Origin of the sequence: Gimesia benthica, from assembly GCF_009720525.1 — a bacterium.
Taxonomy (GTDB): Bacteria; Planctomycetota; Planctomycetia; order Planctomycetales; family Planctomycetaceae; genus Gimesia; species Gimesia benthica.
Window position 1 is genome coordinate 3,250,182 of record NZ_CP043930.1, and the last position, 23,641, is coordinate 3,273,822.

The 23,641-nt window shown below is 54.1% G+C and carries 21 protein-coding genes and 1 pseudogene; 11 read left to right on the forward strand and 11 right to left on the reverse strand.

The window, feature by feature from the left end:
• Positions 1–27 precede the first annotated feature (27 nt).
• Positions 28–723: an HAD family hydrolase gene (locus F1728_RS12300; RefSeq protein ID WP_155364350.1), complete on the forward strand. Its 696-nt coding sequence runs from the start codon at positions 28–30 to the stop codon at positions 721–723.
• Here the strand turns inward: F1728_RS12300 and F1728_RS12305 are convergent.
• Positions 720–1,406 (reverse strand): SOS response-associated peptidase, encoded by a 687-nt coding sequence (locus F1728_RS12305; RefSeq protein WP_155364351.1) that lies wholly within the window; start codon positions 1,404–1,406, stop codon positions 720–722. The two genes, F1728_RS12300 and F1728_RS12305, sit on opposite strands and share 4 nt — an antisense overlap.
• A 146-nt stretch (positions 1,407–1,552) precedes the next feature.
• Between F1728_RS12305 and F1728_RS12310 the strand changes: the two genes are divergently transcribed.
• Positions 1,553–2,506 carry an aldo/keto reductase gene (locus F1728_RS12310; RefSeq protein ID WP_155364352.1) on the forward strand — a complete coding sequence of 318 codons (954 nt, stop codon included), beginning with the start codon at positions 1,553–1,555 and terminating at the stop codon, positions 2,504–2,506.
• Positions 2,507–2,529: 23 nt separating this feature from the next.
• On the opposite strand, the gene F1728_RS12315 is transcribed toward F1728_RS12310, so the two are convergent.
• On the reverse strand, positions 2,530–3,195 hold the full coding sequence (locus F1728_RS12315; RefSeq protein WP_155364353.1) for a response regulator transcription factor: 666 nt from the start codon (positions 3,193–3,195) through the stop codon (positions 2,530–2,532).
• Positions 3,196–3,243: 48 nt separating this feature from the next.
• A complete protein-coding gene (locus F1728_RS12320) occupies positions 3,244–3,519 on the reverse strand; it encodes a hypothetical protein (RefSeq protein WP_155364354.1) in 276 nt (91 codons plus the stop codon).
• Between the two features lie 749 nt (positions 3,520–4,268).
• Between F1728_RS12320 and F1728_RS12325 the strand changes: the two genes are divergently transcribed.
• The 5 genes and pseudogenes from F1728_RS12325 to F1728_RS12340 all read left to right on the forward strand — a co-directional run bounded on the left by F1728_RS12325 (position 4,269) and on the right by F1728_RS12340 (position 8,917).
• Positions 4,269–4,760 (forward strand): chemotaxis protein CheX, encoded by a 492-nt coding sequence (locus F1728_RS12325; protein ID WP_155364355.1) that lies wholly within the window; start codon positions 4,269–4,271, stop codon positions 4,758–4,760.
• A gap of 65 nt (positions 4,761–4,825) precedes the next feature.
• Complete coding sequence (locus F1728_RS12330) at positions 4,826–5,191, forward strand: response regulator (protein ID WP_149341066.1); 366 nt, start codon at positions 4,826–4,828, stop codon at positions 5,189–5,191.
• Positions 5,192–5,327: 136 nt separating this feature from the next.
• Positions 5,328–5,936: pseudogene (locus tag F1728_RS32570) on the forward strand (HDOD domain-containing protein); the annotation flags it as partial.
• A gap of 402 nt (positions 5,937–6,338) precedes the next feature.
• Positions 6,339–7,301 carry a GGDEF domain-containing protein gene (locus F1728_RS32575; RefSeq protein ID WP_390644238.1) on the forward strand — a complete coding sequence of 321 codons (963 nt, stop codon included), beginning with the start codon at positions 6,339–6,341 and terminating at the stop codon, positions 7,299–7,301.
• A gap of 182 nt (positions 7,302–7,483) precedes the next feature.
• Positions 7,484–8,917, forward strand: a complete 1,434-nt coding sequence (locus F1728_RS12340; RefSeq protein ID WP_149341071.1) for a sodium:proton antiporter — start codon at positions 7,484–7,486, stop codon at positions 8,915–8,917.
• A 114-nt stretch (positions 8,918–9,031) separates the two neighbouring features.
• Here F1728_RS12340 and F1728_RS12345 read toward each other — a convergent pair whose 3' ends face one another.
• The 5 genes from F1728_RS12345 to F1728_RS12365 all read right to left on the reverse strand — a co-directional run bounded on the left by F1728_RS12345 (position 9,032) and on the right by F1728_RS12365 (position 15,889).
• Positions 9,032–10,432, reverse strand: coding sequence for an SGNH/GDSL hydrolase family protein (locus F1728_RS12345; protein ID WP_155364357.1), 1,401 nt, complete (start codon positions 10,430–10,432; stop codon positions 9,032–9,034).
• Between the two features lie 170 nt (positions 10,433–10,602).
• Positions 10,603–12,360 (reverse strand): hypothetical protein, encoded by a 1,758-nt coding sequence (locus F1728_RS12350; protein WP_155364358.1) that lies wholly within the window; start codon positions 12,358–12,360, stop codon positions 10,603–10,605.
• A 113-nt stretch (positions 12,361–12,473) separates the two neighbouring features.
• Complete coding sequence (locus F1728_RS12355) at positions 12,474–12,998, reverse strand: DUF1572 family protein (protein ID WP_155364359.1); 525 nt, start codon at positions 12,996–12,998, stop codon at positions 12,474–12,476.
• Between the two features lie 50 nt (positions 12,999–13,048).
• The gene (locus F1728_RS12360) at positions 13,049–14,176 is read right to left on the reverse strand and encodes an ROK family transcriptional regulator (RefSeq protein WP_194242792.1); all 1,128 of its coding nucleotides are present in this window, start codon (positions 14,174–14,176) and stop codon (positions 13,049–13,051) included.
• 816 nt (positions 14,177–14,992) lie between these two features.
• Positions 14,993–15,889, reverse strand: coding sequence for a mechanosensitive ion channel family protein (locus F1728_RS12365; protein ID WP_155364361.1), 897 nt, complete (start codon positions 15,887–15,889; stop codon positions 14,993–14,995).
• Positions 15,890–16,177: 288 nt separating this feature from the next.
• Here F1728_RS12365 and F1728_RS12370 point away from each other — a divergent pair, with 288 nt between their 5' ends.
• From F1728_RS12370 to F1728_RS12380, 3 genes are read left to right on the forward strand one after another with little or no spacing between them, the layout of a single operon-like run.
• Positions 16,178–17,110, forward strand: a complete 933-nt coding sequence (locus F1728_RS12370) for a peptidylprolyl isomerase (RefSeq protein WP_155364362.1) — start codon at positions 16,178–16,180, stop codon at positions 17,108–17,110.
• A gap of 46 nt (positions 17,111–17,156) precedes the next feature.
• Positions 17,157–18,071 carry a succinylglutamate desuccinylase/aspartoacylase family protein gene (locus F1728_RS12375; RefSeq protein ID WP_155364363.1) on the forward strand — a complete coding sequence of 305 codons (915 nt, stop codon included), beginning with the start codon at positions 17,157–17,159 and terminating at the stop codon, positions 18,069–18,071.
• A 60-nt stretch (positions 18,072–18,131) separates the two neighbouring features.
• Positions 18,132–18,947 carry an SDR family NAD(P)-dependent oxidoreductase gene (locus tag F1728_RS12380; protein WP_155364364.1) on the forward strand — a complete coding sequence of 272 codons (816 nt, stop codon included), beginning with the start codon at positions 18,132–18,134 and terminating at the stop codon, positions 18,945–18,947.
• A 15-nt stretch (positions 18,948–18,962) separates the two neighbouring features.
• Here F1728_RS12380 and F1728_RS12385 read toward each other — a convergent pair whose 3' ends face one another.
• A complete protein-coding gene (locus tag F1728_RS12385; protein ID WP_155364365.1) occupies positions 18,963–19,913 on the reverse strand; it encodes an N-acetylglucosamine kinase in 951 nt (316 codons plus the stop codon).
• 49 nt (positions 19,914–19,962) lie between these two features.
• On the reverse strand, positions 19,963–20,859 hold the full coding sequence (gene murQ / locus F1728_RS12390) for an N-acetylmuramic acid 6-phosphate etherase (RefSeq protein ID WP_155367379.1): 897 nt from the start codon (positions 20,857–20,859) through the stop codon (positions 19,963–19,965).
• Between the two features lie 170 nt (positions 20,860–21,029).
• Here murQ and F1728_RS12395 point away from each other — a divergent pair, with 170 nt between their 5' ends.
• Entirely contained in the window at positions 21,030–22,511 is a 1,482-nt protein-coding gene (locus F1728_RS12395; protein ID WP_228030703.1) for a sodium:solute symporter, read from the forward strand.
• Here F1728_RS12395 and F1728_RS12400 read toward each other — a convergent pair whose 3' ends face one another.
• The gene (locus tag F1728_RS12400) at positions 22,512–23,474 is read right to left on the reverse strand and encodes a ribonuclease H family protein (RefSeq protein WP_194242793.1); all 963 of its coding nucleotides are present in this window, start codon (positions 23,472–23,474) and stop codon (positions 22,512–22,514) included. It abuts the gene before it with no gap.
• Between the last annotated feature and the right edge of the window lie 167 nt (positions 23,475–23,641).

The following is a 23,641-nucleotide window of genomic DNA, read 5'->3' on the forward strand; positions in this document are numbered from 1 at the left end:
ATTCTTTCACAGAAACCCTGACGCATCATGCACATCTGCCTGTTTGACATTGATGGTACGCTCATTGACTCCGGCGGCGCCGGTCAGCATTCAATTCTGCACATGCTGGAAGACGAATTCCAGGTAGCCGCCCCCATCGAGGGTATCCCGACGGCCGGCCGCACCGATCACTCGATCATGGTCGATCTGTTTGAATACTTTAAGATCGAAAACACCAGCGCCAACCGCAAGCGTTTCGAAGCCGGTTATCTCAGGCTGCTCGCGTCCAATCTGAAGACCCACCAGGGACGCGTGCTGCCGGGCATCCGTGACATTCTGGATACCCTGGCCGAACACGAGCATGTCGACCTGGGTCTCTTGACCGGAAATTTTGAGCAGGGCGCGCATCAGAAACTGACACATTACGATCTACACCACTTTTTCGAATTTGGTGCTTACGGAGATCATCATGCTGATCGCAACGATGTCGCCCATGAAGCGATTCGGCAGATTCAACTGCGCCACGCTCCCGAACTGCTGACGCAGGCGACCATCTGGGTCATCGGCGATACCCCCAGTGACATCACCTGTGCCCGGGCCATCGGCGCCCAGGTCATTGCGGTCGCCACCGGCGTCTATCCCCTGGAAGAACTGGAAAAGTGCAAACCCGACTACCTGTTCGCACACTTCGAAGAGATCCAGCCGGTCCTCTCGCTGTTCGCGCCTCCTCCGGTAACGTTTTAGAACAGCGTTTTCTGTTCGCGGATCGGTTCGATGCATTCGGGGGAATCGTTGGCCACTCGATTCACGAAGGAACTGACCGGGTAAGCCTGCATCTCGTCTGCAGGATAGGTCTGCAGCAGAGTTTCCAGCTGCGGAATCGGCGTGGTGTCGGCACTCAGCCATTTGCGGTACTGTTCCGGTCTCAGGATCACCGGCATCCGCGGATGAATGCCTTCCAGCAATGAATTGGCAGCGGTCGTCAACACACTGCAGGTTTCCAGTTCGCTGCCGTCCAGACTGCTCCACTGTTCCCACAATCCCGCCATCGCGAACAGGGGTTCCTCACCCAGACGCACACACATCGCCTGCTTCGAACGATTGCCGGCACTCTTCCATTCATAAAACCCATTTGCAGGAATCAGGCAGCGACGATAACGGAATGCGTTTTTAAACGAAGGTTTTGAAGCTGCGGTTTCCGAACGGGCGTTGATCATCGCCTGTCCCGGCTGCGGATCTTTGGACCACGCGGGAATAAAACCCCATTGAAAATGCCGGACCTCGAGCTCCGCACCAGCATTCGTAATCGCCAGCACGGGCTGGGAAGGAGCGATGTTGTAACGCGGGGAAACCCGCGGAAATGACACCATCTGAAACAGCCGCTTGATTTCTTCGTCAGGCGAAAACAGGAAAAAACGGGCACACATGCTGGATACGCTCTTCACTCTTTTGAAACAGGAAAGGCGGTACAATGGTTGACACCAGAGCCTGTTATCTTAAATGATGAGGACCACAAGTGCCATTCAGAACCCGGGCACAGCAGAAACTCACACACGCGGAAGGATCAAACAGCATGAGCCAGTTACGCACCATCGGCAAAACAGACATCCAGATCACCCCCATCGCCATGGGCTGCTGGCCCATCTCCGGGGTTACCAGCGTGGATGTCACCGAAGAGGCCAGCCTGGCTACGCTCCAGGCCGCGTTTGATGCAGGCATCAACTTCTTTGACACCGCTTACTGCTACGGATATGACGGCGAGAGTGAAAAACTGATTGCCAAAGCCCTGGGAGAGAAGCGGGATGAGATTGTCATCGCTTCCAAAGGAGGCATTCACTGGAAAGACCGGAAACAGGTCCGCGACGCCTCCCCCGCCCGCATCATACAGGAATGCGATGAGAGTCTGCAGCGACTGAACACCGACCGCATCGATCTGCACTATCTGCACGGCCCCGATCCGGAAATCCCGGTCGGTGAATCTGCAGCCGCGTTCAACGAGTTGCGGGAAGCGGGCAAGATTCGCTCCGTCGGCGTTTCCAACTTCACGCTGGAACAGCTGCAGGAATTTCACGCGGTCTGCCCGATCTCAGCCTATCAACCCCGCTATAACATGCTGCAGCGGGACATCGAACTGGATCGCCTCCCCTGGTGCAGAGACAACGAGATTTCGGTGATGGCGTACTGGCCTTTGATGAAAGGTCTGCTGGCCGGCAAACTCGCGCGGGATCATCAGTTCGACCCGCAGGATGGCAGACAGAAATATCCCATGTTTCATGGAGCGGAATGGGAAAAGAACCAGGACTTCCTGGATGAACTCCGCACGCTTTCCACGGAATGGGAACACTCGATTGCAGAGATCGTCATCCGCTGGACAATCCAGCAGCCCGGCATCACATGTGCCTTATGTGGTGCCAAACGTCCGGAGCAGATTCAGGAAAATGCGGAGGTGATGAATTTTGAACTCTCCGAATCACAACTGGAGACCCTTGATCGCCTGATTGCAGAGCGAGGGCCAATCCAATCCTGATCGGGAGTTCCCGTCAGGAGACACTAAGGGAGTGTCAATCCTTCGCGAATGGAATAGCGGGCCAACTCGACACGGTCGTGAATGCCCAGCTTGTGCATGATTCGATACTTGTGACTGTCGATCGATTTCTCCGACAGGTGCATCGACCGGGCCACCTCTTTCACACTCTTTCCGCGTGCCAGATGCCGCAGTACTTCAATCTGACGCGAGGTCAATGAAGTCAGCATGCTCTGTGACTGAATCGAGTAGCGGTTCCTTTTCTGGTCGTAAACCAGACGTTCCTGGACCGATTGAGAGAAACAGTATTCGCCACGGGCAGCCTTCTTGATCGCATGGATCAGCGATTCAATCGGTTCTCCTTTGAGCAGGTAGCCGACAGCATTCACTCGTAATGCCAGCTCAATGAAGATGTCTGACAGATAACCTGTCAGGAAAATCATTTTGGTATTCTTGAGTCGGGAGGTGATTTCCTCAGCAATGTCAAACGAGCCACGTCCCGGCAGTTCGACATCCAGAATGACGACGTCTGGTTCTGTTTCCAGAATCAGTGACAACCCTTCATCCGCATTAGTCGCTGTCCCCACGACTTCGATCTGAGTATCTCTGTGAAAGCGTGAGACTAGTGAATCAACCAGCATCAAGTGATCGTCCACCAGGACAATTCGAATTAGATCAGTGGAAGTTAACATTCTGGCCCCCGAGAAAAGAAATGATTAGATATCAATAAACTGAACGGTTCAATCTAATTTCTGACTTGTATCTGGATGTGTAACTCCTTCCAGAAAATCTCTACATTGTTTGGATAGTTCCAGTACGTCGTTAGCCGCAGTATCAACCAGAGGCTCCAGATCCTGCAGAACGACTGCCAGTTCCGGTTCCAGCTGGCTGGAGGGTAATCCCGCCAGGTGCTCGTGTTGACACTGTAAAATGGTCAGGAAGTTATTTAAGCGATGGCAAGTTGTTCGAACATGCTGCGCAAAATCGACTTGCTCTTGATTGATAGAATGAGACATTAGATTCGAACACTTTGAAAGTGGGTATCTAGATATTTATATCAGCACCAAAGTAAACTGTACTGCACTTCTTTCTGTTTTTGAATACTGAAAAAATCAAGTTCAGTGAACGAGATGTGAAAACCAAACTTTTCAGCTAGAAATGAGCTTGTTTAGTAGGTGAAAACCACTACTTCTGATACCTGCGAACACATCGTAAACGATTTATGTTTGGTGACTCAATAACAATATTTTTGTTTTTGGTGATACCGCACGTTCGGGTGTGCTGATTCAGACAATTCTTGCCTTGCATGCCTGAAAACAGGTGTTTTCTTCCTTTTATTAAGGAATGGCGCTTCGCAGTCACGTTTCTGCCTGATGCGTAAGGGCTTCTTTGAATTTCCTGCTGCCCTGGACAGGGAAATCAGGGATCTCCCTCCCTCTGCATTCTACCAATAAGGAGGGATTTCACTGCATTTGTCAGGGGGGGGTTGCGAGATATTCGTTACAGCCGGCAAACTCGGAAATGTTGCCTGCGGGTCGAGTTTTTTCTCATGAATCAGATGTTGATATTTTAGCACATCTGATTTTCCGTGATCTATGTTCTAAATGCATACTCACATGACAGTCTCAGTCCCCCGATTGACCGATGTGGAAGCGACATGGTCAATCACGACAGGGGTACTGATTTTAAGAGAATAATATTTCGTACCACATCGCAACGGAATCGGGCCCTCTGTGATCGATTCTGAAGAAGCAGGAATTCGAGAATGACATCATCTTCAACTCTCAGTAAATCTGAACTCACTGCCGAATTTGTGAACCCGATCATCAGTTCCACGATTTCCGTTTTTGAAATGATGCTGGGTTGCACCCCCAAACGGACCGGTCTGAGTTTAAAACAGGACGTGATCCCACAACACGAATTGAGTGCCGTCATCGGTATCTCCGGAAAGGCAGCCGGCACGCTGGTTTTGAGCCTGTCCGAAAGCGTTGGTAAAGGCGTGCTGGACCGCATGCTGGGAATCACGGCTGAAGAAATCAACGACGAAGTCTGTGATGCTGTATGTGAACTCGCCAACATGATTGCCGGTTCTGCGAAGGCACAACTGGAACACCTGGAAGCTTCCATCAGTATTCCGAACATCATCACCGGGAAAGGTCATACCGTCCATTACCCATCCAATGTGTCGCCGATCTGTATCTCCTTTGAATCAGAAATCGGAGCGTTCTCTATCGAAGCAGGCTTCTCTGATCGATAGATCCACCACTGATTAAACTCTGTTTTAACTCGCCAAAAAAACTTTAAATATAAGAGGCCAGTCCGATGAAAGTTTTACTCGTAGACGACTCAGGAACAATGAGAACTATCCAGAAGCGCTGTCTGTCGAAACTGGGTATTGAAGACGTTACCGAAGCAGAAGATGGGGTTCAGGCCCTGGAGCACTTTATCAACAACCAGTTCGATATCGTACTCAGCGACTGGAACATGCCCAACATGGATGGCTTACAGCTGCTGAAAGAAATCCGTCAGCGGAACAAAGACATTCCTGTCATCATGATTACCACCGAAGCTGAACGGGCACGTGTTGTGACTGCCATCCAGGCTGGTGTTTCAGATTACCTGGTGAAGCCGTTTACTCCCGACAGCCTGAAAAGCAAGCTGGAACGTTGGGTCACCTCGCACGCCTGAGGCTCGTTGAGCCGTCAGGCTGACAGGCTGAATAAGTATCGGTTCACTGAATATTGCCCAGGCAGGCAGGGCAATCTCTGTTTTATAAGAATGGCTGCAGCCAGGCTGAGTAAAAATTCCTTGAAGGTCATCACACATGATTTCTCCTGAAAAAATCTGGTCGTCGGATCAATTACCTACCCTACCCGCCGTCGCAGTAAAGTTGCTGGACCTGTCTAAGGATCCGGACACTGATATCAAGGATGTCATTGACACCATCAAGGCAGATCCCGCGATCACAGCCAAAATCCTGAAGGCCAGTAACTCATCCTTCTTCGGGCTGCGATCCGAGTGTAAGGGTATCGAACGGGCCGTCCCTCTGCTGGGAACCATGGTGGTTACTTCGCTGGCGCTGAGCTTCTCGCTCTCCGAAGCAGCAATCACACAGGGTCCTCTGAAATCACGCTACGATTCGTACTGGAAACAATCGATCATCCAGTCTGCCGCCGCCGAGTTACTAGCCACCCGACTGGGTAACGAACTCAAATACGACAGCTTCCTCATCGGACTCCTGCAGGATATCGGGCACCTGGCCATGCTCCGCTCGATCCCCAATGACCTGTTGCCCGTACTCGAACAGGCTGAAAAGCAGCAGCGTGACATGTCTGAAGTCGAAACCGAAGTCCTGGGAATCAACCATACTGAAGTCGGCGTGAAAATGATGGAACGCTGGCAGATGTCCGAACAGTTCCAGATCGCCATCGAACATCATCACGACACATTCGAACAATTAAAGGCCCTCCAGTCCGATCCCAACTTTAACCTGATCATCATCATCTCTGCCTCGGCCGCCATTGGTGATTACTTCTGCTCCCCCAACAGCGGTCTCGCATTACAACGACTGCAGCAGTTGATGGCAGAGTTCTACAACATGCCCATTGATGATCTGCACGGGTTCCTGGAAGAGGTCAAGTACCGTTTTGAAGAGGCTGCCCAGATCTTCCAGGTCAACATGGATGACATCGAATCGCCTTATGAAATCATGGCCAAAGCCAACGAACAACTGGTGCAGTTGACCATGAAAGCCCAGGTCGATTCCACGCAGGCTTTCGCCCGCCAGGCTGCCATCGAAGAGCAGAAGGTAAAACTGGAATCCGAAAACAAACAGCTGCAGAGCAAAGCAATTCACGACCCGCTGACCAAAACCTACAATCGCAGCTACTTCAACGAATACTTCGAAAAAGAACTGCATCGCTGTGCCCGCTCTGCCCAGCCGATCGGAATCATTTTCTCCGACATCGACCGCTTCAAAAGTCTGAACGACACCTACGGCCACCAGTTCGGTGACCTGGTCCTGCAGCGTGTTGCCAAAGTCGCCAGTGAATCCACACGACGCTCCGACATCTTCTGCCGCTACGGCGGTGAGGAATTCGTCATCATGGTCAACAATCCCTCTGAAAACGGGATCCATGAACTCGCGGAACGTCTGCGGAAACTGATCGAAAACGAAGTGATTGAATTCGAAGGCAAACGCGTACCCGTTACCGCCAGCCTGGGTGCGGTAGTGGGTATCCCGCCTCGCGACATGACCGGCTTCGGAGAACGCCTGATCGCAGAAGCGGATGAAGCCATGTATAATTCAAAAGAGAATGGCCGCAACCAGGTTCACGTACGCTCGATCATCAGCCAGGAAGACAACGAACTGCAGAAGCTGGTCAAACGCAGCCGCTTCAGTCGCTGGCTGGTTACCAAGAAAATTTTTGATATCCCGACCATTTCCAAAGCACTCTTGAAGTGCCCTCAACAGGAAACACAGACGAAAATCGGTGAACTGGCAGTCAATGAAAAACTGCTGACCAGTAACCAGGTCACAGAGATACTCGAAGCACAGCAGAAAAATGGACAGCGATTCGGGGAAATCGCCATCCAGAGGCAACTGCTTACCCGTGAGCAGGTGGCTTATCTGCTCGCAATACAGATCGAACCGCCGATCGTTCTGGGGAAAACGCTGATCTCGCTGGAGATGCTGCAAAGTGCAGAGACAGCGGAGCTGGTAAAGCTGTATCTGTCGGAATTCAAAGCCAGTGCGGCTCCGATGGAAGAACGCCGCAGTGAATTCGCAAATTCATAAATTCAATTTGTGAAATCCTGCCGACGTGGAAGTTGTACACAGGGTCGGTTCCTGCCATAATCCCGAGTTGACCACACGCCAGTTAGCAAGCTGAGCTCTTGTTATCACCGTTCTACATGAAAACGGATTTTCGCGCTTTAACCCATTTTTTCATAATCCCCAAGTAACGGAGGGCGATTGAGATGAACTTAATCGCTGATACATACGCGCAACTGGAAGCAACCTCATTTGTGGCCACGACTGAACAACCGCACGAGGAACATCATGGCCATGCCGAACCTCCCGCCTTTTATAGTGTAATTCCGTTCGCCGCGCTTTTGCTGTGTATCGCTTTTCTACCCCTGATTCATAAAACGGAAGAGTGGTGGGAACATAACAAAAACCGGTTTCTGGTCGCAGTCAGCCTGGGTCTGGTGACCCTGCTCTATTACACATTCCTATACGGACACGGCGTCGTCGATCATGGCACACACGAGCTGTCAGCTCCCGGGTTCCCTGCCGCTGTCGTCGTCCTCAAGAATGCGATTCTCGGGGAATACATCCCCTTCATCGCCCTCTTGTTTTCCCTGTATGTCATCAGCGGCGGAATCGCGTTCAACGGCCATCTGGTGGGACGACCGATTCTGAATACGGGCATCATTGCCATCGGTGGCGCGATCGCCAGCTTCATCGGAACCACAGGCGCCGCCATGCTCCTGATCCGTCCTTTGCTGAAAGCGAATGCCAAACGTGACTATGTGGCACACACGGTTATCTTTTTCATCTTTGTCGTCTGTAACACCGGCGGCTGTCTGCTCCCCATTGGTGACCCCCCCCTGTTCCTGGGCTTTTTAAGAGGCGTCCCCTTTACCTGGACGCTGACGCTCTGGCCTGAGTGGCTCGCCATGAATGGCATGCTGCTGGCCGTTTATTTTGCCTTCGATACCGTCCGCTATCGCAAAGAAAACAAAGCCAAGGTGGAAGCCGTTCCGGAAGACCCTGAACCTTTCGCACTCAAAGGGGGCATTAACTTCCTCTGGCTGCTGATGGTCATCTTCTGCGTCGCACTGCTGGACCCCTCCAAAACGGTCCCGGGGACCAGTTGGAGTGCACCTCACTTTTTCCGTGAAGGCTGCATGTTTGCCCTGGCAGGCATTTCCCTGCTCACAACTTCGAAAAGTATTCGCGAGCAGAACTCCTTCAATTACGAAGCCATCGTCGAAGTCGCCGCCCTCTTCGTCGGTATTTTTATCTGCATGCAGGCTCCCGTACAGATCCTGAATGTCTACGGTGCCTCGCTGGGCATTGATTCCCCGGCGAAGTTCTACTGGGCCACAGGCACGCTCTCCAGCTTTCTGGACAACGCTCCGACCTATGTCGTCTTCTTTGAAACGGCCAAATCTGCGGGCGGCAGTCCTCCCATGGTTGCCGGCGTCAGTGAAATTGAGCTGGTTGCCATCAGTTTGGGAGCCGTCTTCATGGGAGCCATGACCTATATCGGCAATGGTCCCAACTTCATGGTTAAAGCGATCGCCGAAAAGAACAACATTCGCATGCCCAGCTTCTTTGGCTACATGTTTTACAGCTGTCTGTTCCTGTTACCACTTTCAATTCTGCTGACGATCTTCTTCCTGTAAGCAGCCGGTATCCAGAACCGCAACCGTACAAAATAAAACAGGCAGTCCGGGTTTCAAACCCGGGCTGCCTGTTGTTTTATAACATCTCGAATCAAGTTCTGATGTCAGCGTCGCTTACTTTTTCTTAGCAGCGGTCACCTTCTTCAGGACATACTTCCGGGCCTCAGGCTGATTGATCTCATAGATCTTATCTTCCAGGGCTTTCGCAGCTGCTTCGCTCTCCTGGATCACGCGATCCTGGTCGGCCAGACGTTTCTCCAGCTGTGCCACAGCAGCCACCTTTTTCGGGTCCTTCTGATCCCCCTGTGCGTCCAGTTCCCGCTTCATCCGCGCGTATGACTGAAATGCACGCCAGCTGTTACGTTTGTCTTTTACGGGGCCGTCATTGCGTTCCTTGTTCAACAACGCGACCTGCATCGCCTGCTGGTACTGAGGCGTCTTTGGATTTCCCTGCAGTTCTACATGCCGGGCCAGGGTCGTGTTGGAGTATTGTCCCACGACTTCCCCATCGATAGACAGTTCATACCGGCCGGGGGGCAGGTCATGGATCGACAGCGATTCCTGACTCATGCGATGCCCCAGTTTCGTCAACTCTGCGCCCAGCTTCGCTTCAGCAGGCACTACCCAGGGCAGGCTGTCAGCCAGCCAGGTGAAGGAGACGCCGTCGTCTGAATATTTCAGATCAGACAGCTTACCGCCACGCGCTGTCGAGGTGGCCTCACCGTTGGCTTTTTTACTGACGGTGATCCGCGAAACCTGTCGTTGCACGTTCATGTCAGACAGCAGGGCAAACGCCATCACCACCTGCCCTGGCGCATCGGGATGCACGGCGTCCCTGATGATCGTGAACTGAGGATTTTTCTGACGTTCCGCAATCGTGATGTTATTCAACGGTCCGTACATGTCCACAAACCCGAAACCGGATTCGGCAGCAACTTCACGCAGCCAGGTTCCATAGTACGCCAGAACCGAGTTATACAGCTCTACCGAAGCCGGATCCCGCGGGCGTTTTCCCATGCGGGCCGCCCGGGCGTCGAACATGGTTGGCGTCATCAGGATCGGAGTCGCACCAATGCCTTCGATCTTGCTGATCAGCTCTTTCATGTCATCGTAGTAGGTCTTGAAAATCTCATCATTGAAGGGCTGATAGCGGCCGTCGTTCATTCCCAGCAGCACGGTCACATACTTGGGATGATAGGCGGCGACGTCCCGGTCAAAACGAGCCAGGGCATCCCAGGCCTTTGCGCCACCCACGCCTGCATTATGAAACTTCAGACGCATTTTCGGATAACGGGTGTAAAAGAAATCTTCAACATACTGGGTGTAGAGGCACTGGTGCGTAATACTGTCTCCCAGGAAGACAATGGAATCGCCGGTCTGCAATTCCATCTTGGACAGCGGCGCCTGATGCGTCTTTTGTTCCGCTTCCTGAGCGGATAAAAGCGTAGTTGCCTGCAGCAACAGACAGACTGCTGCCAGGCGGATCAGTTGATAGCTGATCTTCGGATATTTCATGATGTTTCCCCTGCGTAAAGGTTCTCTGGAGTGTCAACGCGTCAGTATTGTTGACGAAAAGCATTGTTCATTTCGTCTAATGTCCCCTGAGTCACATCGATTTGCAAGCATCATCCCGGACGTCCCTCAGTTTTTCCTGGAACAGAAAACAGACGGGTATTCAGGTGTGCTTACTCGCGGACTTTCATGCCGGGAGGATAAGCCAGGGGACTGGGATCCGCGGGCTGTAATTTCAATCGCTCCGCAGTCTGTCGATCGAGGAAGACCGCAGCCGCCTGGTCGGCAAACACAAGCATCCAGCCCGGATTCGCGGCCATTCCCATGATTTCATTCCGGGAATAGCGACTGTCGAGAATCACCGCCGGTAACTGGCCATTATCATCCTGTAATAAATAGGCCCAGTCGGTACTCCCCTGCATCATCTGCTGTTTGATCTGCTCGTACCATTCAAACGTCTGCTGGCTGTTGACCTCCAGACGTCCGTCAAAGAACACTCGCTTCTCGGGCCCGTTATGATAAATGTAGACCGCCGCCTGTCCCATATTCGAAATATAGGCACGGTCCGGCATTCCCGGTTGTCCTGCAAACTTCGAGGCACCATGCGCATACCAGGCTTCCGCCTCTCCCAGCGCCAGTCGTTTCCCTTCACCACCCCACGCATGCCAGTACCCGGTAAACAGGCTGATAAACAGGAACAGAAATATCCCCGCAGAAACAAGCGATCCACGAGATAGCTGACGCGTTCCCTCAGCAGTGCCAGACGCCGGCTTCCCGAAGAGAGCAATCCCAAAACGGGAGCAGTCCGAAAGATTGTCACAGAGTACGATCCCCGAGATCAGCGCAAAGATGCTGGTGTTCCGCGAGGCCTTGAAAGCCAGGTGTGTGAACGCAGCAAATACCAATAACCGAAACACGTTGATCCGTCTGTTGATCAGCAGCGGAATGAAACTGACCAGCGTCAATACTCCCAGTAACACCTGTGATGCCAGAAATAAATTCTTCAGTCCATGCTGTCTGATAAAATCCAGGGGCGGCTGGAATTCACCGATGCGTACCGAATAGAAGGCCTGGTCCACCGAAAACTTTTCATACAGCGTCAGGGGGAATAGCACTCCCTGCTCGAAGTAGGGATTCAGAAAGCAGGCAATTCCCGTCAGCACGGCGATGCGAATCAACATCACACCAGTCAGCTCCGTCGCAGCCGGCTCCAACCCAAAGCGCCCCCGCGCCCAGATGCGCACCACATGATCGATCACCCACAACACGCTGACGACCAGCCCCAGTACAAACAGCGCATGACTGTTGACCCAGAGGAACGCCAGCAACGGAATCAGCCACAACAGTTGGGGACGCGCCGCAGCCCGGTTCAAAACCAGCATCCAGGCTGCCAGATAGACCAGCGAAAGCATTTCCGGACGCACGACCGAACGACCGGAAAGACAGATCACCGGCAGAATCCACAGCAATGCTTTCCCCCAGGGGGGCAAAAACCGACCACCGGCAAACCAGCCCAGCCCGACCGTCAACGCCAGGCAGAAGGCTTTGCTCAGGATCAGTAAATTGACGCCGCCCCAGTGATACAGCCATGTTACCAGCAACTGGAAGCCCCAGTGCATGTCGATCCAGGGCCGATCAGAGTCCACGAACGTAAACCAGTCGAAATAAGGAACGGTCCCCCGCTCCAGAATCAGCTCTCCGGTTCTCAGGTGCCACCAGATATCCATGTTCCGCATCGGAAAGCAGGAGACGAGAAATGACCAGATCAGCAGCAGAGAGAGAAACAGCCAGGTGTGGCGTGAAATCCCCGGCGATGGTTCCGTTAACGCCTGACTGCTGCCAGGAACACTCGAGACAGCAGCCCGCTTCTCAACCTGAGCAGTTTCCCGTTTCGATGTGTTTTTTCGCGCTCGCTTCGCCTTACGAGACATGACAACCTTACCCCGGATCAGATAACAACATACTGACAGTCAGCAGGTATTGTAGCGTGTTAAAGGTTACCAAAAAATAAACCGGGCACGTTCTGAATCAGTTTTCGCATGGTTCAAATCGGCACACCGTTTCGCTCTGCATCGGGAGACCAGTCGAACTGGTATGTTTCTCCCAGCTGCAGCCGGGTCAGATAAATGATCTGGTGCGTATGCCCGACAAAATGAGGCACCGTATGTGCAATGGCTCCCAGCACGGAGACGGAAAAGCCCTGGATCGTCCGCGACTCCAGTAAGTCAGCGGCAGACAGCGACTGAAAGACCGCACACGCACGTTCTACGCTCTGTTCCAGTAGAGACAACAGTTCGTCGCGATTGTGGCTCTGTTCGGCCTGAAACTCGGCTTCCCGCTGCCGCTCATCATGGGCTCCGGTAATGCCGGCCACCGCCCATTGATTGAGATTCCCGGACAGATGCAGTATCAGGTTTCCGATACTGTTGAGCCCCGGCTCCGGACGCCACCAGATCTGCTCCTGCTTCAACTGGCCCAGACAGTGACGGATTTTACGTAACGACTGCGCGAGCAGGTGCTGGAATTCGCGAATCGCTTCCCGGGCCAGATCGTCTGCCGAGGGTGACATACCCCTGTTCCCTTCCTGATCAGCGCCTTCCGCAGCGGTTCGACACAACTCTAGGTCAACCGCGGTCCCAGGCCGTTTGCCAGATGGTTAATAATTCCGGCTACAGCGCCCAGATACTTGTTGCCTTTTGAGCGTTCAATCTCGCAGGAGCTGGAAGAAGGTTTCAAAGCCCGATTCTTGGCCAGATCACACATTCTGCCGAAGACATCGTCCTGCAGATCAAACAGCCGCGAGGTGATGAAGATATTCGAGGGATTGAAAATGTTGATCGCGGCAGCCACCCCGATTCCCAGGAACTCGATCGTGCGATCCAGTTCCGGTGTAATATCGAGCTCGCCCTGCTTCACGAGTTCTTTGATCGCATCAAAGTCGAGTTCTTTGCCAACCCGCTTCGAAACATAATGAGTCAAAGCCATGTCGGTCGCGACGGTTTCCAGGCAGCCCAGGTTACCGCAACCACAAACACGTCCTCCCTGGGGCTCGACGGTGATGTGGGCGATTTCTCCCGCCAGACCATGTTGACCATCCAGCAGCTGACCGCCAGTAAAGGCACCCATACCGAAACCGGATGTCACGTCGAGGCTGATGAAGTCTTCCAGATCCTGGCCGGCACCATAAGTTTTTTCGGAGAGACACAACGAGGTGGATTTCTGCACCAGGATGCATTCCAGGTTGGTCTTCGCAGCAATATCCACGGCGGGTGCCTGTCCGTCTACAATGTGCAGGTTCGACGCGAGGAAGATACGACCATCATTGCTGTTAACCAGACCGGGCACAGTGATCCCGACACCCAGGGCAGGAATTTCTTCCTTCTTGACCAGGTCCATGATTTTCTGGGAAATGATATTAATCAGATCTTCATATGACGAAGGGGTTTTGAACTGATCGAGCTTTTCTTCGTGCAGAAAACCATCCAGCCCGGAGGCAACGATCGAACAATAGTCCCAGTCCAGAACCACGCCAATCACCTGGGCACTGAAGCGCGGTAACTGTAGCAGCTTGCCGGGACGACCCACCGAAAATTCCGCTGTCTCACGTTCCTCAAGCAACCCCGCATCCAGCAGGGCACTCACGGCCTTGGAAACAGTAGGAGCACTGATTCCAGAACAACGCATGACATCAGCGCGAGTTAATGTTCCCTGGCTCTGGATAACTTCCAAAACCTTACGAACGTTCATTTTTCGTAACAAGCTCGGTCGGTGTGGGGATTGCATAGTCACTCTACGTATTAAGGAAGAAATGGAATGTACAACGACGGGTCGTCGAAATGAATCTAAATATCACTCGGTAATCATTACTATAAGTGAGATCGGGCTCTGACCAGACTGGCGATTCTGGAGAGCACTTGATGCAGGTTTCTGAATCGTCCTGCCGCAGTAAATTTATATAATACGGAATCTTTTCGTAATTACAAACGCGAACCAAAAAGAAGGTATTCATTTTTTCATCTGCGGAATTTTCGAGCTGGAGTCTCAGATATAAAACTCAGGAAGGGTCCCAAGTGCGACAACTGAACAAACAGACCCGGCTGACCACATAGAAGACAACTCGGGCCTGCTTGAGTTGAAAACTACCACGCATGATCAACCGGGTATTATTTGTGAACTAACGAGTTGCGCTCAACAACACTTGAGAAATTGAAAAATTTCAAAGAAAGGGTAAGTAATTCCACCAATTATCAGGTTATTTAAATATAAAGGAAGTTTGAACTGAAGTGTGGAGGTATAACCATTAAAAGTGGATATCCAAGTCATTTTGTACACGCACAATCGCTACGACCGGACGAGCCCTCTATAAAGCGTACCTGGAGCCGGAATCCGAACCACAGAAAGACAGCCTTCAGCCGCATTTCTTAAACCATGGATTTACTACGCCAACCACGGAACTTCAGTGGGGCCTGTTTTAGAAAACCGGCTGATTTCCGGGGCAGCCGCAAAATCAATAAAACGAATTCTGCAACTGGCTTAGCCCCCGGATGAATGACCACAATCGCCTCACGACTCCGCGCTGACGGCACTCTCATTATAAAGATGCACATCCCGGCTGGGATAAGGAATCGTAAAGCCACGCTCATCGAAGCCGAGCTTGATCCGTTCGGTCAGATCCCAGCGGGTGGCCCAGTAATCCGCATTTTTGACCCAGGGACGCACGACGAAATTGACACTGCTGTCAGCCAGTTCATTGACGGCAATCACCGGTGCAGGATCAGCCAGAACCCGCTCATCCCCGTTCACGACTTCTTCCAGAAATGATTTGACCGCTTTGAGGTCATCGTCATAGCCACACCCGATCACCAGATCGATGCGGCGATTCTCCTTGATGGAGAAGTTGCGAATGTTGCCAGACGTGATATGACTGTTGGGCACGACAATCGCAATGTTATCCCCGGTGCGCATCGATGTGGTAAAGATCTGAATCTCCTCGACCACGCCCGCCGTCCCCGCCGCTTCAATGTAATCCCCCACCCGAAACGGCTTGAACAGGATCAGCATCACACCCGATGAAAAATTACTCAACGTTCCCTGGAAGGCCATCCCCACCGCAAAACCGGCTGCAGCCAGAACCGCCGCCAGAGAGGTTGTGTTAATCCCCAGCTCCGACAGCGCCGCCAGAACGACGATGACCAGCAGAATCGAGTAAACAATATTCGACAGAAACCGGGCCAGTGTCTCATCGACCTTCGCCTGCTTCATCAGACGATTACAGAACCGGCTCAAAATATTGGCAATCCATTTACCTACCAGAAAGATCGCCAGCGCCACAACCACATTAATGGCGAACTGCAGCCCCTGGGTCGCCAGGAATGTTTTGACTGTATGCCAGAGTTCATTTGCCTTTGTCACAGGATCTTCGGAAACCGTCGACGTTTTCTGAGCCAGGATTGACCACATGCGCGGGCCCCTTGTTCAAGAGTAAAAAAGAAATGAGTATGGAATTGAGTGCCCCACACAGCCGGAAAAATCCAATGAACTCCTCTGCTGCTTCAGGTTGACTTGATTTTAGACAGTTGACTTCAGGAGTCCAACTTTGATTTTCATAATTTTCGCCGCCCGATTCACACTGACAGCGTGGTTCGAAAATGCAATAATATCCTCACCACACTCGTTTCACTGAGGCGATTCCCCTCCGGAATCTTCTTCGATCTGAGTTCGTTTCGCCCTTTGCAGGAAGCAATCACGATGTCATCGCCGCGCCGTCACTCGTTCACATACCTCCTCTGCCTGGCTCTTCTGGGCCTCTCCGCAGGACAACCGCTTCGCGCTGCAGCAGCCGAAGAGGTACTCGCGACCGTCAATGGCCAGCCAGTGACCGAGGGCGACCTCTCATTTGCCCTGCTCTCACGTGGCATCACCGACGCACCGCCGGCTCTCCGTCAGCAACTGCTGGAGCAGCTGGTCAATCAACGTCTGATCCAGGAATTTCTGAAAGCGCAGAAAATCGAGGTCCCGCCGAAACAGTTGGATGAAAGTGTTGTCAAAGTCGAGAACTTCATCCGCAAGAAAGGCGATAATCCCCAGCAGGTACTCGGAAAAATGGGCTTCACTCCCGAAAAGCTCCGCGCCGCGATCGCCCTGCCGCTGGCCTGGAATCTCTATGCCCGACAGGAAATCACGCCGGAGAAAATGCAGGCCTATTTCAACGCTCATCGTGAAGAGCTGGATGGCACCCGCGTCGAAGCCAGTCAGATTCTTCTGAAACTCTCCCCCGACGCTTCCGCCACTGAAATCGATCAAGCGAAACAGAAACTGCTGGATCTGCGGAAGCAGATCCAGTCCGGCAAGCTGACCTTCGCCGAAGCCGCCGCCCGGCATTCGCAGGCCCCCAGCAAAACAGAGGGAGGCAAACTGGTCACCTCCGCGTATCGGGGAAAAATGCCGCTGGTCTTCACCAGACAGGTCTTCCCCCTCAAAGAGGGTGAAATCAGTGACCCCTTCCAGTCCCCCTTTGGCATGCACCTCATCACGCTGAATAAGAAACACCCTGGCCAATTCAGTCTGGAAGACGTGCGCGGCGAACTCTTTCAGACGCTCTCCCACGAACTCTACGATCAGACGCTGCAGAAACTGCGTTCCACGGCCAAAATTGATTGGAAGACCGAACCAAATTCCTGATCCTGGCGCTCACCACTCGAACTCACTCTCACTTGAAGTAACCCCCATGTCGAGTTTGCCTCCCATTGAATCGACTGTCATCACAGGCCAGCAACCCGGACCGCATCTGCTGATCCTCGGCGGCGTACACGGCGATGAATACGAACCCATGGCCGCCATTCGCAAACTGATCACGCTGATCAAACCCGCTGAATTCAGCGGCAAAGTCACGCTGGTGCCGGTACTGAATCAACCCGCATACGAACGCTGCCAGCGCTGTGGTCCGGATGAACTGGACCTGGCCCGCACTTTTCCCGGCGCGCTCGACGGTTCCATCACCGAGCAGATTGCCCATCAGGCCACGCAGCTGATTCAGTCAGCCGATTATCTGATCGACCTGCACACGGGAGGCGTGATTTCTGACCTGGCCCCCTTCTCCGGCTACTGTCTGCACTCCGATCCAGCCATCCTGGAAACGCAACGCACGATGGCCCGCGCTTTCGGACTCCCCGTTGTCTGGGGCACGACCGCCACGCTGGAAGGACGCTCCCTGTCTGCCGCTCGCGACGCGAATGTGCCTGCGATCTACGCCGAATGGGGAGGCGGCAGCCAGTGCAACGCCACCGCCGTCTCCGGTTATGCCTCCGGCTGTCTACAAGTAATGTCTGCCCTCGGCATGCGGAACGAACCCGTTCCCGAACAGCCAATCCAGTACGAGATCGAAGACAACCGCGATCAGAGTGGCCACCTGCAACTGCATAACAGTGCCCCCGTGTCGGGCTTTTTTGAACCAGCGATCCAGTTAATGGATACCGTTCAGGCAGGAGACACACTGGGAACCATCTGCTCGCCGCTGGGAGATGAAGTCACCAGCATCAAAGCCAGTCAGACCGGCGTGGTTCTGGGAATCCGCACGCTCCCCTATGTGAAGCAGAACGAATGGCTGGTGGTAATCCTCGAAACCGATCACAGCGCCAGTTGAAGCATGCCACAGCGCTTTGAAACCTCAGCAATCACAACCAGAGACGGAAAGGAACTCGCCATGAACCCGCAACCGGTTGCCATGATCACAGGAGCCGCGGGAGGCATCGGCGGTGAAACCGCCGTCCGCTTTGCCGAACGGGGCTACGACTGCGTCCTGCTTGCCCTCCCCTCGGAGGACCTCAACCCCATCACCAAACGCATCGAGGATGCAGGCCGTCAATATATGATCTGCACCGGTGACCTCGCAGATCTGGCGTATGCAGAATCTGCCGTCGAACAATGTATCTCCGCCTGGGGACGCATTGATGTGCTGGTCAATAATGCCGCCTGGCGGGAAATCACCACCATGCGGAAGATCGAACTCGCCAGCTGGGAACAGACCCTGCGTGTCTGCCTGACCGCCCCCGCGTTTCTCTCACGGTGGTGTGCAGCCCACATGGAAGCCCGCGGAGAGGGAGTGATTATCAACGTCTCCAGCATCCAGTCTCAGATGGCAGCCGGTATCAGCCCGGCTTACGTCGCAGCCAAAGGGGCCCTCGATTCGTTGACCTATGAACTGGCCACGCTCTACGGCCCCGCGGGCATTCGGGTGCTCAGCGTCAATCCCGGCGCGATCGACACGGCGATGGGACAGGATATCGCCGTTGACCAGCAGGCCACCGCCACGAAAATCCGCCAGGCTTCCGAAGACATGATTCCTTTACGACGCTGGGCACATCCGCGGGAAATCGCCCACAGCATTGTCATGCTGGCCGGAGAAGACGCCAGCTATCTCACCGGAACCTCCGTCACCATCGACGGCGGCTGGAAACAGCAATGCTCCCCCTACTCGGTAAAACAGCTGCAGATACCCGATCAGTTCCCGGAAGATTAGCCAGAGCCATACGAATTATCCCAGCAGTCGGACGGCAATCCGCACAGCCCCTACGCTCGGATCTTCAACGCACTCGATGGTTGCGGGAGCCAGTTGCTGCTCTGCCAGGCGTTCGAGCAGAGAGACCCGGTAATCGCGTTGATGCAACAATATCCCACCGGTCAGCGCCAGTGCATAGGCGTCTGCTTTGAAATGCAACCGCTGCGCCACCGCCAGTACCAGCTCAGACAGTTCCTGCGCGCCCTGATCCACAATCGAACGGGCCACCGCATCCTCATCCATAGCGGCTTCAAACACAAAACCTGACAGCCGGGCGATCCGACCGCGGTCTCCCGGGTCCTGGTAGAGATAACCGATCAGCTCCTCGGGTGCATTCAAATTCAAGGCCTTGAGAAATCGTGACTGTAGAACTGTCTCCGGCCCCCGTCCGTCAACCGCCCGCAGGATCGCCTTGATCGCCGCGATCGCCAGTTGATAGCCACTCCCTTCATCCCCCAACAGATATCCCCAGCCCCCGGCGCGCGTCTGAGTACCGTCGGCCCCTTTCCCGAAAGCCAGCGAACCGGTTCCCGCAATCAATGCCACACCGGTTCCTGCCGGAGTTCCCGCTGCCAATACCGTCTCGGCATCGGTGACCACGACCACTTCCTCCGCGATCTGATTCTGCATCGCCCATTCCGCCCAGGCATGCTGCTCGGCTGGTCGTCCCGCTCCCGCCATGCCCATACAGAGTACAGACACTATGTGCGGTTCTGCGCCAGCAGACTGAAAGGCCCGCTCGACCGCCCGTTGCAATTCACCGGCAGCCGCATCCAGGCCCACCACGTTCAGATTGGAAGCCCCCGCCGTGCCCCGTCCAACGACGTGAAAATTCTGATCGTCAGAAACTACAGCCAGAGTTGCCGCGGTTTTGGTGCCACCACCGTCGATGCCCAGTACCAGTTGTCGGGACTGTAATCCGGTCATACCGTGAATTCCTCAGAGGGGATTTGCCCTGCCAGCGACGGACTCAAGTTCACTCGGCTGCATCCAGTACCCGCCGCAGATGACCGCCCGCCTGCTTGAGCAGTTCCTCCGCACGTTCGGGAGACACATTCCGTTTCACGCTCACGATCGCGGTTTTCAACTCGCCATGGCAGGCTTCCAGCACCGTCTCGGCTTCGTCACGCGGAAGATCGGTAAACGCGATCAATATTCGAATGGAGCGGTCGATCAGTTTCTTGTTCGTGGCCCGCAGATCGACCATCAGGTTGCCATACGTTTTTCCAATCCGCACCATGGCTCCGGTCGTCAACATGTTCAACACCATTTTGGTTGCCGTCCCCGCCTTGAGACGCGTGGAACCGGTAACGACTTCCGGACCGACTACCGGACAGATGGTAAGATCGGCCACATCCGCCAGTTGATTCTCCTGATTACAGGTAAACGCGATGGCAGCGGCCCCCTGCTCTCGCGCGTATTGCAGAGCGGCAATCACATACGGCGTGCGTCCACTGGTGGCGATTCCAACCAGGACATCATCCTGACTGAGCCCCAGTTCCTCCAGATCGGCAATCGCAAACTCGGGATGATCTTCGGCCCCTTCGACGGCATTCGTCAGTGCAGTTCGTCCCCCCGCGATTAAGCCGACCACCTGTTCGGGTGGACTGTTAAACGTAGGTGGACACTCACTGGCATCCAGCACTCCCAGTCGCCCCGAGGTTCCTGCGCCGATGTAAACCAGTCGACCTCCCCGTCGAAACGCTTCGGCAATCAGATCGACGGCAGCTGCAATCGTTTCCGATTCTTTGGCGACGGCTGCAGCCACACCGGCATCTTCAGCATTCATCAGCTGCACGATTTCCAGACTGCTCATGGCATCAATCCTGTCGGATGCCGGGTTGCGTTGTTCGGTCGTTAAATGCTCTAACATCATCTTTTGCCTGTTCGAATTGGGAGCGGACAGCTACTATGATAACCGGGATTCTGAATCTCGAAAGGATGCACTTCGCCAAACTCCACTGGAATTGGAAATTGTGCCCCCTGAAGTTCCTGTCACGCGTTCTGCCAATCATCACACGTTCCAATATAACGGGTTGCACTGTGAACATCGCCATCGGAAATATCGATCTGATCATTCTGGGACTCTACCTGGCAGGCGTTGTCTGGTTCGGGTCCTGGGTGGGCGGCAAACAGAAAGATCTGTCCGATTATCTGCTCGGCGGAAAAACGCTACCCTGGTGGGCCATCCTCGGCTCCATCGTGGCCACAGAGACCAGCACCGTTACCTTCCTGAGTGTGCCCGGCATCGCTTATCAGCCGGATGGTAACCTCCAGTTCCTGCAGCTTCCCCTGGGTTATATTGTGGGACGCTTCCTGGTGATCCTGTTTCTGCTTCCCCTCTATTTCCGGGGTGAAATCTTTTCCGCTTACGAAGTCTTCAAAAAACGGTTCGGCGGCAAAACCGAACGCCTGGCCTCGCTGACCTTTATCGTGATGCGCACCCTCGCGGATGGACTCCGTCTGTACCTGACCGCGCTCGTGCTGGAGAAAGTGGTCGGAATTCCCATCTCTGCCTGCGTGGTCGTCATCGGCATCGGCACGATCATTTACACCTGTCTGGGGGGGATGAAATCGGTCGTCTGGAACGACTGCCTGCAATTCGTAATCTATATCGCCGGCGCGCTCTTCGCGTTCTATATCATTCTCGAGGCACTCCCCGGGGGATGGACCGACTATCAACAGTTCGCCGTGGCGAATCACAAATGGACCATGTTCGATTTCCAATGGGACCTCTCTCAGACTTATACTTTCTGGGCCGGTCTGGTCGGCGGCATGTTCCTCTCTATGGCCACCCATGGTGCCGACCAGCTGATGATCCAGCGGTACCTCGGTGCACGCAATCAGCGCGATGCGGCCCGGGCGCTCGGCTTCAGTGGCTTCGTGGTCTTCTTACAGTTCGCCCTGTTCCTGCTCCTCGGCATTGGCCTGGCGGCCTTCTACCAGAGTTTTCCGCCAGCCACGCCGTTCGAAAAGCCCGACGAAGTATTCGCCACCTTCATCATCGACAACCTGCCCAAGGGGATTAAGGGGCTCACGCTGGCCGCCGTCTTCGCAGCCGCAATGTCGACCCTCTCCAGTTCCCTCAGTTCGACCACCAGTGCCCTGGTTAACGACTTTTACTTACCGCTGACCTCCAGGAAAAAACAGCAGTCCGAGCTGGTAGCCCTCAGTCGTGTGTTTACGGTTCTCTTCGGTCTCGCGCAGATCTTCGTGGGGATCGCCAGCCAGTCGATCGAAAGCAGCGTCGTTGGAAACGTGCTGGCCATCGCCGGCATCTCTACGGGCCTGATTCTCGGGATCTTTTTCCTGGCCACGTTCAGTCAGCGGGCCTCGCAGGCTTCCGCCCTGCTCGGTTTTCTCGTTGGCTTGGCCACCGTGCTCTATGTCGCCTTCATCATCAAGGGCACCGTCGCCTGGCCCTGGTACACGCTCATCGGAGCCACGACCGTCTTCGCAGTGGGAATTGCCACCAGTCGCTTCTTCCCGGCGACTGAGCCTGCAGATTCAGAAACCACCGAATAATTACTGACCACGCCACAGAATCTGGTCGGAAATCTCCAGTTCAGCCTGGGCTGCCGCGATTTCACTTTTGAAGCGTCGTGCATCAACCGGATAGCCTTTCGTCGGCTTGATGTCAGGCACATGTTCCGACCAGAACTGGTTGAACAGTTCCATCATCACTTCGCGGGTGTACTTGCAGACCATGGAGGAAACCGCGACCGGAAAATGCGCCTCGGCTTTGGTCTGGAAGCGAATCTCTGTGGCCCCCACACGATAGATACTCCGTGCTGTCGACTCTTCTACGCGGAAGATCATTTCGCCATCCAGGATCTCATCCAGATATTCATCGTAGCGATTTCGCCCGCCGTGCTTGTCTCCAATGATCAGCGTGGGCTCATCACTGTTCCGATCCCAGACGCGTGTCAGCAGCTGCATACACAGCCGCGTCAGCATCACTCCTTTGCTGCCATACTCTCTGCACAAATGATTGAACCGCTCGGGCAACACAATCTCCGAGCAGAGTGCCTTAAGCTTGATGCCAGCTGCGTCCAGTGCCGTCTGCAGCTTCTGTTGTGAGTCGCGCGTCCCCTCAGTTTCGACGGCCGTGGGCAGTGCAAACCGGTCGTCTCCGTTCCACGGATGTTCCTGAATCGCGTCCAGATGCGTGGGAGAAGCGATCAATAACCGCCAGAGTTTTCCCAGCGAATCCACCTGGTCGGCATCATTGACCATCTGCAGAAAAGGAAAGGTCGAACGTTCCAGCGGCCCCAGTCCCTTGGCAGACGAGTGGACTTCTTTGGAATCGGCGACGTGCAGCAATTCAGAATTACGGCGGGGACGGCTGTTGGAAACCACGGATTCCAGTGCCGACCAGAAATCGAAGGCGCGCGGTTCCCCGGGGACTTCCCATAAACTGGCCGTAATCACAAGCGGTCCCAGATTCGGACCATAGCCTGCTTCGTCCATGCCAATCAGGTAACCCATCGCCGCTCCATCTTCTCTTTCAAAACTAATCGCTCTGCAGACCAGCGGCAACTCAACCGCCGATCGTCCCATCGATTCTTAATCGACGTCATCATAAGCGAATCGAATGCTGCGTGAAACGCAGAGCGTCAGAGAAAAACGGCGACTGTGAGTATTACCGGCTGCGC

What these genes read in the sequence shown, in the direction of transcription:
- F1728_RS12300 (WP_155364350.1), top strand. Translation starts at nt 28, where the DNA reads ATGCACATCTGCCTGTTTGACATTGATGGTACGCTCATTGACTCCGGC.
- F1728_RS12305 (WP_155364351.1), bottom strand. Translation starts at nt 1,406, where the DNA reads ATGTGTGCCCGTTTTTTCCTGTTTTCGCCTGACGAAGAAATCAAGCGG.
- F1728_RS12310 (WP_155364352.1), top strand. Translation starts at nt 1,553, where the DNA reads ATGAGCCAGTTACGCACCATCGGCAAAACAGACATCCAGATCACCCCC.
- F1728_RS12315 (WP_155364353.1), bottom strand. Translation starts at nt 3,195, where the DNA reads ATGTTAACTTCCACTGATCTAATTCGAATTGTCCTGGTGGACGATCAC.
- F1728_RS12320 (WP_155364354.1), bottom strand. Translation starts at nt 3,519, where the DNA reads ATGTCTCATTCTATCAATCAAGAGCAAGTCGATTTTGCGCAGCATGTT.
- F1728_RS12325 (WP_155364355.1), top strand. Translation starts at nt 4,269, where the DNA reads ATGACATCATCTTCAACTCTCAGTAAATCTGAACTCACTGCCGAATTT.
- F1728_RS12330 (WP_149341066.1), top strand. Translation starts at nt 4,826, where the DNA reads ATGAAAGTTTTACTCGTAGACGACTCAGGAACAATGAGAACTATCCAG.
- F1728_RS12340 (WP_149341071.1), top strand. Translation starts at nt 7,484, where the DNA reads ATGAACTTAATCGCTGATACATACGCGCAACTGGAAGCAACCTCATTT.
- F1728_RS12345 (WP_155364357.1), bottom strand. Translation starts at nt 10,432, where the DNA reads ATGAAATATCCGAAGATCAGCTATCAACTGATCCGCCTGGCAGCAGTC.
- F1728_RS12350 (WP_155364358.1), bottom strand. Translation starts at nt 12,360, where the DNA reads ATGTCTCGTAAGGCGAAGCGAGCGCGAAAAAACACATCGAAACGGGAA.
- F1728_RS12355 (WP_155364359.1), bottom strand. Translation starts at nt 12,998, where the DNA reads ATGTCACCCTCGGCAGACGATCTGGCCCGGGAAGCGATTCGCGAATTC.
- F1728_RS12360 (WP_194242792.1), bottom strand. Translation starts at nt 14,176, where the DNA reads ATGAACGTTCGTAAGGTTTTGGAAGTTATCCAGAGCCAGGGAACATTA.
- F1728_RS12365 (WP_155364361.1), bottom strand. Translation starts at nt 15,889, where the DNA reads ATGTGGTCAATCCTGGCTCAGAAAACGTCGACGGTTTCCGAAGATCCT.
- F1728_RS12370 (WP_155364362.1), top strand. Translation starts at nt 16,178, where the DNA reads ATGTCATCGCCGCGCCGTCACTCGTTCACATACCTCCTCTGCCTGGCT.
- F1728_RS12375 (WP_155364363.1), top strand. Translation starts at nt 17,157, where the DNA reads ATGTCGAGTTTGCCTCCCATTGAATCGACTGTCATCACAGGCCAGCAA.
- F1728_RS12380 (WP_155364364.1), top strand. Translation starts at nt 18,132, where the DNA reads ATGAACCCGCAACCGGTTGCCATGATCACAGGAGCCGCGGGAGGCATC.
- F1728_RS12385 (WP_155364365.1), bottom strand. Translation starts at nt 19,913, where the DNA reads ATGACCGGATTACAGTCCCGACAACTGGTACTGGGCATCGACGGTGGT.
- murQ (WP_155367379.1), bottom strand. Translation starts at nt 20,859, where the DNA reads ATGTTAGAGCATTTAACGACCGAACAACGCAACCCGGCATCCGACAGG.
- F1728_RS12400 (WP_194242793.1), bottom strand. Translation starts at nt 23,474, where the DNA reads ATGGGTTACCTGATTGGCATGGACGAAGCAGGCTATGGTCCGAATCTG.